The organism is Mycobacterium sp. (genome assembly GCF_035697385.1).
GTDB lineage: Bacteria > Actinomycetota > Actinomycetes > Mycobacteriales > Mycobacteriaceae > Mycobacterium.
Window position 1 is genome coordinate 1 of sequence record NZ_DASSCY010000179.1, and the last position, 11217, is coordinate 11217.

Genomic DNA, 11217 nt, shown 5'->3' on the forward strand with positions numbered 1-11217 from the left:
TCGGCGGCCTCGGCCCGCACGAGGTCCCGCATTCCGAAGGCCAGCGCGACGACCTGATCGCCCGCTTCGACTGTCGACGTCATTGCCGTTCTCCTGTCACCGATTTCGCTACGCCCGCCTCACTTGGGGAAGCCGAAGAGCGCAACCACTCCATGATCGCGCCCTGCGATGTAGCCACCGTCGACGGCGATGGCTTGACCGCTGACGAAGGAGGCGTCGGTAGACAGCAGGAAGGCCGCCATCGCCGCGATCTCCTCCGGGCGGCCTAACCGTTGCAAGGCATGCTCCTCGGTGATGGAGCCCAGCGGAGCCTCCATGCCGGGCATGCCGAACACGCTGTCGGTCATGGGTGTTGCGATGAAGCCGGGGCAGATGGCGTTGGCCCGGATGCCGCTCGGACCGTAATCGAGTGCGATGTTCTTGGTGAGCAGCACGACGCCACCTTTGGAGGCGTTGTAGGCACTGCCGCCCGCCGTACCTTCCAGACCCTCGATGCTGGCGATGGTGACGATCGAGCCGCGCTCGCCGTCGACTCGTGGTTGGTCGATCATCCTGGCCAGGGCCGCCTTGGCCACCAGAAAGGTGCCGGTGAGGTTGATTCCGATCACCCTGTCCCATTCGGCCCGGTCCAGCAGATGAACCGGGCCGCCACCGGCAACGCCGGCGGAGTGAACAACGCCGTCGAGGCGATCCGGCACGGCGTCCAGCACAGCGGCGACCGCCGCTTCGTCGGTGACATCGGCAGCCACGAACGTGAACCGCGCGCCGAGGTCGGGCGGGGAGGTCAGGTCGGCGCCGACGACGGTAGCGCCGTCAGCTAACAGGCGCTGCGCAGTGGCGAGCCCGATGCCTGATGCCGCACCGGTCACGACGAAGGTGCGGGATGCGGCACGATCAGCGCTCACCATGAATCCTCCTGTTGACCTCATCGTCGGGCTGTAGGTTCCCATGCTCGATGTGACCGTGAAAGGCGTTTGGCGGGAACGCGATAGTAACGGGGCAATCACGCGGTCCTCGCAATGATCGCGGGACGTAGACACACGTCTACGTCCATCGCGAGGGAGGACCCATGACCACACCGACCACCACTCTGGCGCCCGGGCTGACGCTGGACGAGATGCGCGCGGCCGACCCCATTCCGGCCACGGCGACGATGCCGCCCGACATGGCCGCGCTGATCAAACCGGACAGCGGAATCTACATCCGGTCGAACTACGCCCCGAACACAGCGTTCCAGGTCGGTGAACCACCCGGAGCGACCGCTGATTGGCGTGTCCTCGAGTCGGACGGCCAGATCAGGTCCACCATTCCGGGACTCACGCAGACCGAACTCGAATTCGACCCCGATGCAGCATCACCGGACGACGACGCACACACCGAGGGGTATCGCCCGCCGTGGGTCGAGCAGCGATACCTCCCCGAACTCGCGCCGTATCCGGTCGCCGCCACGCAGTCCGGTCTCGCCACGGATCGGATGTTTATGGAGCCCTTCGCGGCCGAGGCGGAGCGGTTCCCGTACCCGTGGCGCACGATCGGAAAGGTGTTCACCCCGACAGGAGGCGGGACCGGGTTCCTGGTCGGCCCGAATCTCGTCCTGACGGCCGGACACGTCATGCCGTGGGACCAAGCGAACTGGTGGGTGCAGTTCATCCCCGCGTATCGAAATGGCGACCCGAACCCGACACCATTCGGCTCGTCATACGTGTCCGAATATCGTGGCTATCGGCCACAGGGCGGCGAGGTCTTCGGCTACGACTACGCCGTGTGCAGGCTGTACCAACCGCTCGGCAACGCGCTCGGGTGGATGGGCACGCGCAGCGCAGGGGACAGCGACATCGAGAGTCGTAGTTACACATCGTCCGGCTACCCGGATACCTTCGGGGGCCGTCCTGCGGTCAATTTCGCTCTCGGCATCCGCGATATCGACGATGACGCCCCCGGCAGGGAGTACGAAACAGTGCACCATGTCTCGGACGGCTGGTCGGGCGGACCGCTCTGGTACTTCGCGGGCACCGATCCCTACGCCATCGGCGTCACGAGCGGGCACGAGAAGGACGAATTCGATCCGAGACGGGACGTTTACGCGGGCCAACGGGCGATGACCGACCTCGTCAGATTCGGGTTGGACAATTGGCGAACCTGACGTCAACAAGCTCGCCCGCGGCCCACAGGCCGCGGGCGCGGTTGCCGTCCTGTCGTTAATTGACGGTCGCGTCACGGGCGGGTGCCGCTCGTCAGCATGGGCAGCAGGCGCCGCGTCCGATGTCCGGTGTCACCGCCGATGGCGATACGCTGCGGTATCCGCATCCCCCTTGATTCGAATTCGGAGACGTTTCTGAGCGATCACCCATCGGCGATCAGCGCAACGTGATCATCGGAGATACCGAGGCAGCGTCGTCGGCTTCGGCGCTTAGCCGACCGGCCGCAATCGTTGACGAGGACCTGCCTCAGGTCCTCGCTGACACCGTCACCGACCTCCTCGGCAACCCGCGTGCACGGGGCTGGATACATCTTTGCTCGGCGGCCGTGTTCATCGTGGGCGGCGCGGCCCTGGTGCCCGTCGCCTGGATCGCGACGTCACCGAAGGCCGGCTGGGCCACGCTGATTTACACCGCCACCATCGTCGCGATGTTCAGCGTGAGCGCTGTTTATCACCGAGTGCAATGGCGTTCCCCTACCGCCGAGCGATGGATGATGCGTGCCGATCATTCATTGATTTTCGTGTTCATTGCCGGTAGCTACACCCCGTTCGCGCTGCTGGCGATGCCGGCCGCCACCGGAAGATTCGTCCTCATCGTCGTGTACACCGGAGCGGCCGCTGGCGTCGCGCTCAAGATGCTCTGGCCGTTGGCGCCACGGGCCGTCGGCGTACCGATGTACCTACTGCTCGGCTGGGTGGCGATCTGGTTCGCGCCAACACTTCTGCAGGGTGCCGGCGTCACCGCCGTGCTGCTGCTCGTCGCCGGAGCGGTGCTCTACAACATCGGCGCCATTCTCTACGGACTCTCCTGGCCCAACCCGTGGCCACAGACGTTCGGCTATCACGAGTTCTTTCACGCCTTCACCGCCGCCGCGGCGGCCTGCCACTACGTCGCTATCTGGTTGATCGTGGTGTAACCGCGCCATGTCGCCCCGTCGACGAAGCGAGGGGGCGTGATGTGGGTTCTTCGGTAGCACCACGATCAGAAGCCAGCATCACGGCGGTGATCGGCACGGCCAGCGCAAGCAAGCCGATCACGAAGACCGGGAACAGGAACGAGAAGACCTCGGGCCCGCCGGGCACCGGCGCGGCGTGATCGACGGTCACACGGACTGCGGCCATGCCCGTGTAGTGCATTCCGACGACAGCGACGCCCATGACGAGCCCTGCGGCGAATCGCAGCACTGGGGACTCGAGGACCAGCGTGAACCACAAAGCGGCCGTTGCGGCTACGACGGCGATTACGACCGAAAGGGCGACAAGCGCTTTGTCGTAGGTGATGGTGCCCTGAGTCTGTACTGCCCACATGCCGGTGTAGTGCATTAGCGCGACGGCAAGGCCGGTGATCACGCCGCCGGCGATGAGCCGGCGCAGATCGACGGTCCGGCCGATGGTGATCAGCCCGACGAACACTGCCGAGATGGACAGCACCGCCGACGCGACCGTCCACCCAAGGTGGTACCGGACCACACTGGTCGGGATCGCGAAGCCGAGCATCGCGATGAAATGCATCAGCCAGATCGCCACCCCGCCGATGGCGATCGCCGCCATGGCGAGCCAGCGCAGCCGATCGCGTGTATCGGACGCCGCAGCACTGTGACGGGTGCACGCCAGCCCGACGACCGAGCCGGTCACCGAGACGATGTACGCCAGAAACAGCAGCCACAGGCCCATGTCGAAGTGGTGTACGTGACTGCTCATGATGGGTTCCTCAGCGGGATTGTGAAGGCGGACAATGGATCAGGGCACCGTCGTAGGCAGACGGTCAAGCGCATAGGAGGTGATCGCGATCAACGCATTCTTCGCCGAATTGCGTTGCCGAGCATCGACGCCGATGATCGGGACGCCCGGCCGCACGGCTAGGGCCTCGCGCAGGTCCTCGACGGCGTAGGTCGGGGCGCTCTCGAAATCGTTGACAGCGATGAGGAACGGCAGGTTGCGCGCCTCGAAGAAGTCGACGGCTGCGAAGCTCTCCTCGAGCCTGCGGGTGTCCACCAGCACCACGGCACCGATTGCGCCACGCACGAGGTCATCCCACATGAACCAGAACCGGCGTTGTCCCGGTGTGCCGAAGAGGTACAGCACGAGGTCGTCTGCGATCGTGATCCGGCCGAAATCCATTGCGACCGTAGTGCTCTGCTTGCCTGGGATCACCTCGAGGTCATCGTGGCCGTGCGAGGCGTTCGTAACGAGGGCCTCGGTGCGCAACGGCACGATCTCCGACACCGCGCCGACGAACGTGGTTTTGCCGACGCCGAACCCGCCTGCGATCACGATCTTCGTCGACGACGCCGTGCCTGCGGAGTCAGAGCGCGCGTAGCCCACTGAGGGTCCTTTCGATCAGTCGGCGCCGCTCCGTTGCGGTCGAACGGTCGGTCAGCGTGGCATGCACACGAAGATGGCCGCTCTCCACGAGATCCCCCACCAACACCCGGGTCACCCCGATGGGCAGAGCGGCGTAGGACGAGATCTCGGCAATCGACGGCCGGTTGCGGCACAACTGGACGATCACGGTGCGGACATCGCCTGGCTCCCAATCGAGCTCGACGCTGGACACCAGAGTCTCCACCGTAACCTCGATCGGCAGCTCAAACCGGGAGCGGGTTCGCCCGCCCGTGAGCGTGTACGGCCGGGCGCGGCTGGGTGATCGATTCGTCTCTGGCCTGTCCATGCTCAGAGTCATCGAACTCCCTGCGTCGCACGCGGAGTCGCCTCTACGGCCTTGCCGACGCGGTCGACGAGCACCGCCATCTCGTACCCGACTTGCCCGACATCGCACGAGATCGACGCCAGTGAAGCGAGATACGATCCGTTGCCGACACCCATCAACAGCAAGTAGCCATCGTCCATCTCAACGATCGACTGGCGGACCTCACCGGCCTCAAACAGCCGGGCGGCGCCGCTAGCCAGACTCGCCAAACCCGATGTCACAGCTGCCAATTGGTCCGCACGGTCAGCGGGCAGATGCGAACTCGACGCCATCAGCAGGCCGTCGGCCGACACGAGAATCGCATGTGTCACGCCTGGCACGTCACGGACGAAGTTGGACACGAACCAGTCGAGTGTGCGGTTGGTCGCGGGAGCGTGGTTCGCGGACCGACCGTCCTGTTGGCTGGCGGTGTTCATCGGTCTCCTTCGATTCGGCGGTGTGCTCCAGTGCTTTCGGCCCGTCCGCTGCGAACACCGGCCATCGCTCGGCTCAGCATGTTTCCAACGGCCGCGGGGTCGCGCCCCACGTCGGCGCCGGCCTCGGATCCGTTCCTGGCGTGACCTGGCACTAGTCGCGCACCGCGTTCGCGGATCGGCAGTCCGGCATCGGTGTGCCGCTGCGGTTTCTGCTCGACCGCGTTCTCGGCGGCGGCCCAGCCAGCGTCAGCAGGCGTCGCCCAAACCCTGTCGCGTGATTCGAGCGTGGTCGGATCCATCAGCCATTCGGAAACCATCCCCTCGTAGATCGGCGCACTCTCGGTCTCGGGCGGGGCGGACGGGGCTGGCACGTCCTGTGAAGGCGCCTCCTCGGGTGTTGACCGAGTGGTGAAGTAGGCAAACGTATTCGATGTCGACTGGCGAACCGGCTGCTCCTCCTCGGCGGCCGGCTCCGGCTTCGCGGCTGTCCGTCCGTCCTCAGGGCTGGCGACGCCGTTGACACCGCTCGCACCAGGCGACCGCTTCGGGAGCGAGCTGCCGTTGTGTACCGGGGTGGCCGATTCACTGGCCAGAGTGGTCGCCGGCGGACGCCCCTCGTCGGCATGTGTGCTGGCGGCGCCGACGTCGAGTTCGCTCTCGAACTGACGGTCCGGTATACGTCTGCGCTCTGTGGACCGAAGCGGCGCGTCGCCGAACGAACCGGCAAGCGGATCGTCGACGGTATCGGCGATTTCGGACGGCGGGGCAATCAGCTTGCCGGGCAGGTACACGCTCGCTGTCACACCGGGCTGGGCGTTCAACGCATCTGTGGCGCGGAGCCGGACAGTTGCGTCATGGCGCCGAGCAAGCCGGCCGACGACGAAAAGGCCCATCCGCTTGGCGGTTTCGGGAGTCACCTCGCCGCCGACGGCGAGTCGTTCGTTGGCTGCGTGCAAGTCCTCCGCGGACATGCCGAGTCCCCGATCGGCGACCTCGACCAGGATGCCGGCGTCGACCGCGCGCGAGACCGTCACCGATACCAATGAATCCGGCGGCGAGTACCGCAGTGCATTGTCGAGCAGCTCGGCGATCAGGTGGCCGACATCACCCGCCGCCGCGCCGACGATGGAGGCGTCGCCGGTAGGGGCGAGCGTGACCCGGCGGTACTCTTCGACCTCGGACATCGCAGCGCGCAGCACTTCAGGTAGCGGCACGGGCGCTGATCGGCGGTGGCGTTCTTCGGTGTCGGCAAGCACGAGCAGGTTGTCGCCATTGCGGCGCATGCGCGTCACGAGGTGATCGAGCCGAAACAGATGATCGAGCCGGGCCGGATCGTCTTCGTCGAGCTCGAGTGTCTCGATCAGCGCCAGTTGCTCCTCGACGAGGGATTTGCTTCGGCGCGAGAGGGTTTCGAACATCTCGCCTATCTGCAGGCGGACGCCGTGTTCGCTGGCCAGGCGGACCGCTTGGAAGTGGATGTCGTCGATCGCGCGCGCCAGCTGCCCCACCTCTTCGTTGGTGTGGACCGGCAGCGCCGTGATCTCAGGCACGCCACCGCCCTTGCTGAGTCGATCGATCTCTTCGGGCAGCTGGACCTGCGCGACCTGCAGTGCGCCGCGGCGTAGGCCGCCGATCGATCGGATGAGCGATCGGCCGACCCCGAGTGCAAAGACGAGTGTGGCCAGCACCGCGCCGAGGAAGATCGCGGTGTCCCGCAGGGCCGCCGACCGCAACGCGTTGGCCCGGGCATGCACCGTGCGCTCGAGGTCGGACGCAAGTCGTTGCGCCATAGCGTGGTATTGGTCGGCGCTGGTCCGCATCGAGGTGATGAATCGGGGCACGTATACGGATTCGGCCGGAGGTCGGGTGTACGCATCGCGCCGAGCGTCGGATGCGGCGCGCAACGCGGTGCCTTCACTCGTTGGCGTCAGCTGGTCGAGCCGATCAATCGCAGCCGCCTCTGCACCGGCCGCGTCCGCCACCTTGGTCCGCAGCACGGCCGAATCGGCGAAATCCGGCGCCGCGACCAGCACCCGCTGCGTTGTCAGCGCCCGTTGCGCCGCAAGAACGCTCACGAGTTGATCCGCGAGCGGGCGCACGGCGCCGTCGTCGATAGTCGCCGTCGCCGTCGCGATCGCCGAGACGACACCGTTCACCACACTCTGCGCTTGTTCGGCGATCCGTAGCTGCGGCATTGGGCCGGATGCGATCTCGTCGCGCATCGTCTTCGCCGTCGAGGATGCCGTCACCAGGGCCGCAGCGACTGTCGGGTCGAATTCCGCGGACGTGGTCAGCGACGCCAGGGTCGTCGCGCTCGCGTCGAACTGAGCGAGCGGTTCCTCGATCGGCGCCCCCGAAGCTGCGGCGTATGCGAGACCGTCGAGCCGCTCGACGAACTCGACCGCAGGCACCACGATCACGGCGTCGCCGGACGCGACGCTCAGCGTCGACGCCGCTGAGAGTTCGTTCTGGATCCGCAGCGCGCCGAACGTCGCAGCGAGCAGGACGGGAAGCACCATGATCGCCGCGACTTTCCAGCGCAGTGGCCAGCCTTCGAACGACGCCCGCGACACGGTCGGATGCGCACGTTCGACGACGCTCGGACCATCCGCCTCCATGCCGCACCGCCCTCCGCCGGTCAATTGACGTTCGAGTAGAAACCCGGCTGACGCGAATGGTAGAGGGTTTATAACGATTGTGCATCGACGCGGTAACGCAGCAACATTGCCGGAATCGCATAGCCGCATGTGCGCCAATTTTTGATCTAGATGCAGCACAAATTGACCTCGTCGGCGGCAGACTGGGGGCGCTCGTTTGAGGCCGCGGCATCGGTCGAACGCAAAGCTCGCGCGAAGGGGACCCCGTGATCATCGCCATCGGCCTTTACCAGGGATTCACCGCCCTAGATGCAATCGGCCCGTATGAGGTGCTCACCTATTTGCCGGACGCGGAGGTGGTCATCTGCGCCGAGAACCCGGGCGTGGTCGACGACCACAACGACCTGGTGCACCTGCGCGTCGACACGGCGTTCGCCGATGTGCCGCGTCCGGATGTACTGCTGGTGCCGGGCGGTCCCATCGCGGGCCAGTACGCCGCAGAGGGGCACCCGATCGTCGACTGGATCCGCGAGGCCCACCCGCACACGACGTGGACAACATCGGTATGTACGGGCGCGCTACTGCTCGGCGCCGCTGGGCTGCTTGACGGAGTCCCAGCCACCACCCACTGGAGCGCCTACGACGAGCTTGCCTCCTATGGCGCCCAACCAACCGAACAACGCGTGGTCACCTCTGGGCGAATCATCACCGGCGCGGGCGTCTCCGCCGGCATAGACCTTGCCCTCACACTCGCCGCGAAGATCGCGGGACCCGAAGTAGCGCAGACGATTCAGCTTGCTATCGAATACGATCCTCATCCCCCGTTCGACTCCGGCGCCCCGTCGAAGGCGCCAAAAGCGATCTACGACATGGCGGTTGCGGCGCTCGGCGATTGATAGCCGGCGCCGACGTGCGCCCTTTCGGGCGGTGTCCGCTCTGTCCGGAACCACTTCGTTGATTTCAGGCGGGCGAACCGCGAGTAGGGCGTAATTTGCGGCACAGCAGATTTTCGCGCCGCCCAGCGTCGTCCCGGCGGTTGAACGAAAACGAAGGGAACCGTCATGGGTTACTCGAAGTACGTAGGGCGTGTCGGAGCACTGGCGGTGACGTTGGGTGTGGGGGTCGCCATGGCGAGCACCCCGGCCGTCGCCTATGCCGAGCCATCCAGTTCGACGTCGTCAGCGAGCGATTCCTCGTCGACCGGCGATGGGTCGTCAACTAGCACGTCTTCCTCGGATTCGGCGGGTGATGATGCGGCGTCGACCGATGGATCTGATGACGCCGAATCGTCGGCTTCGGATCCGGAGTCAGAGTCGGACCCAGCCGACGAAGCGTCCGCAGAAACCGACATCCCCGCCGACGATGACAGCGTCGACGAAGGCGAAGACGCCCAGGACGGCGACAGCTCCGACGAGACCCCGCCTGTAACAGGTGACGAGGGCGCTACGCCCGCGGATGCCGCGTCGGATGACGTCACGGTCGAGGACTCGTCGAGCGTCGATTCGGCTGATCAACGGGAATCGATCGGACACGGTCTGCGCGCCGCTATCGCCGCCGACACCTCCGGTGATGTCGAATCGACCGTCACCGGTGGACAGCAATCGCGCATCACGGGAGCGGTAGCCGACACCGCCGCGAAAGACACCTCCACGGAAACTTCGGTCGAAGCGATCACCACGGCCGCGACGACATTCACGGCGCCGGTCACTGCGACGACCCCCGCCCCAGTAGTGCCACAGCAGAGCCCCACGCTGGTCAGCGTCGTCGTGGATCTGGTGGATGCGGTGCTGAAACCACTGCAGGACCTGGTTGACGGGTCGCCGATCCAGTTGCCAATTTTGTCGCTGATGCTGTCGGCGGTGCGAGATGAGTTGGAGCGGCTGCGATCCCGCAGCACCACGAATGCCGCGTCCCAGCAGACCGTCAGTCAGCTCGTGGATCCCCCACCCCAAGATTCGCTGGTCGCGGATCCCACACCCAACGTGCTGTTGATCGGCGTGGACGGTACGAACCTGAGCCGGATCCTGGCCGACGCCGACAACCAGAACTTCTTCGCCCTGATGGATGAGAGCACCACAGCCGCGTCGAGCATCGTCGGGCATACCACCATCTCCGGTCCCTCGTGGTCTGCAATTCTGACCGGTCAGTGGAGCGAAAAGACCGGTGTGATCAATAACGTCTTCACCCCGTGGACGTACGACAAGTGGCCGACGGTGTACAACCAACTAGAGACGCTCAATCCGAACATCCAGACCACGGCCGTTGCCAACTGGAACGTCATCAACGCGATCTCCGGTGCCGGCTCGGTCCCCGTCGACACGAACATCTTCATCCCGCAGATCGAGGGCGACACAAACTGGTCGCGGACCGATGACGCGGTCGGCGACGCTACCGTCGATGCGATCGGCGATACCCCCGCGGGCGTCCCGAGCTTCGTCTTCTCCTACTTCGTAGGAGTCGACGAGAACGGGCACATGCACGGCGGCGCATCGCAGCAGTACGAGGACGCCATCACGAACGTCGACGACAACCTCGGCGAGATCTTGGCGGCCGTGGAGGCGTGGGAGGCTGCCCACCCGGATGAGGGGGAATGGACCATCATCGTGGTCACCGACCACGGTCACCAGGCCCAGCAAGGATTCGGCCACGGCTTCCAATCACCGGATGAGACAGAGACTTTCGTCATCGCGAAAGGCCCCGACTTCAACGACGGGTACGTCAACCTGGAGTACGAAATCGTTGACACCACGCCGACGGTTGTGACGCTTTTCGGCGGCACTCCGCCGGTCAATTCCGACGGCGTGTCGCTCACGACGCTCGGGCCCGGTGTCGATCCCGTCGATCTGCACCAGGCGCTCAAGGACGCGATCGCCACGAACGACTATCCCGACCCCCTTACCGACGTGGCCCTGACCCTGCGCACGATCTTCGCCACGGTGCCCTACCTCGTGTTCGACTTCACGAGCGGCGGCACGACGCCGATCCCGATTCTCGGCGACCTTCTGTATGTGGCGACAAACATCCCCGCGCAGATCGTCGCGCAGCTGACTGGGGTGTACGGCGCCAGCATCTTCCCGCTGTTCCCACCGCCGGCGCCGTCCTGGCCGACGCCGGAGGAGGCGACCGTGCCGAATATCACCGTCTTGGCGTGCCGCGGCGGTGCGTCCGGATCGGGCGCGGAGTCATTGTGCGACGCGGGAATCGTTGCGTGACTGACTGGTGCGGCTGTCACCAGAAGTACGGGCGCCTATAGCTGATGGTGAGGTCGTCCCAGTCGACCTGTCCGGACGTTGC

Annotated in this window: 10 protein-coding genes; 4 read left to right on the forward strand and 6 right to left on the reverse strand. The window is 65.6% G+C overall.

The window, feature by feature from the left end:
• Window positions 1-119: 119 nt before the first annotated feature.
• A complete protein-coding gene (locus tag VFH65_RS14695; RefSeq protein ID WP_353322420.1) occupies window positions 120-908 on the reverse strand; it encodes an SDR family NAD(P)-dependent oxidoreductase in 789 nt (262 codons plus the stop codon).
• Window positions 909-1069: 161 nt separating this feature from the next.
• Between VFH65_RS14695 and VFH65_RS14700 the strand changes: the two genes are divergently transcribed.
• Both VFH65_RS14700 and trhA read left to right on the forward strand, forming a co-directional pair.
• The gene (locus tag VFH65_RS14700; protein ID WP_353322421.1) at window positions 1070-2143 is read left to right on the forward strand and encodes a trypsin-like serine peptidase; all 1074 of its coding nucleotides are present in this window, start codon (window positions 1070-1072) and stop codon (window positions 2141-2143) included.
• A gap of 284 nt (window positions 2144-2427) precedes the next feature.
• A complete protein-coding gene (trhA, locus tag VFH65_RS14705; RefSeq protein WP_353322428.1) occupies window positions 2428-3117 on the forward strand; it encodes a PAQR family membrane homeostasis protein TrhA in 690 nt (229 codons plus the stop codon).
• Here trhA and VFH65_RS14710 read toward each other — a convergent pair.
• From VFH65_RS14710 to VFH65_RS14730, 5 genes are read right to left on the reverse strand one after another with little or no spacing between them, the layout of a single operon-like run.
• The gene (locus tag VFH65_RS14710) at window positions 3095-3901 is read right to left on the reverse strand and encodes an MHYT domain-containing protein (protein ID WP_353322422.1); all 807 of its coding nucleotides are present in this window, start codon (window positions 3899-3901) and stop codon (window positions 3095-3097) included. The genes trhA and VFH65_RS14710 overlap by 23 nt on opposite strands.
• A gap of 39 nt (window positions 3902-3940) precedes the next feature.
• Complete coding sequence (locus VFH65_RS14715) at window positions 3941-4525, reverse strand: GTP-binding protein (RefSeq protein WP_353322423.1); 585 nt, start codon at window positions 4523-4525, stop codon at window positions 3941-3943.
• Window positions 4506-4883: a DUF742 domain-containing protein gene (locus VFH65_RS14720; RefSeq protein WP_414688422.1), complete on the reverse strand. Its 378-nt coding sequence runs from the start codon at window positions 4881-4883 to the stop codon at window positions 4506-4508. Before VFH65_RS14720 ends, VFH65_RS14715 begins: the two co-directional genes overlap by 20 nt.
• Window positions 4880-5326, reverse strand: coding sequence for a roadblock/LC7 domain-containing protein (locus tag VFH65_RS14725; RefSeq protein WP_353322424.1), 447 nt, complete (start codon window positions 5324-5326; stop codon window positions 4880-4882). The genes VFH65_RS14720 and VFH65_RS14725 overlap by 4 nt, the downstream gene beginning before the upstream one ends.
• Window positions 5323-7944: a sensor histidine kinase gene (locus VFH65_RS14730; RefSeq protein WP_353322425.1), complete on the reverse strand. Its 2622-nt coding sequence runs from the start codon at window positions 7942-7944 to the stop codon at window positions 5323-5325. Before VFH65_RS14730 ends, VFH65_RS14725 begins: the two co-directional genes overlap by 4 nt.
• Window positions 7945-8189: 245 nt before the next feature.
• Here VFH65_RS14730 and VFH65_RS14735 point away from each other — a divergent pair, with 245 nt between their 5' ends.
• Window positions 8190-8819, forward strand: coding sequence for a DJ-1/PfpI family protein (locus tag VFH65_RS14735; protein WP_353322426.1), 630 nt, complete (start codon window positions 8190-8192; stop codon window positions 8817-8819).
• A 165-nt stretch (window positions 8820-8984) separates the two neighbouring features.
• Window positions 8985-11135: an alkaline phosphatase family protein gene (locus VFH65_RS14740; protein ID WP_353322427.1), complete on the forward strand. Its 2151-nt coding sequence runs from the start codon at window positions 8985-8987 to the stop codon at window positions 11133-11135.
• Window positions 11136-11217 lie beyond the last annotated feature (82 nt).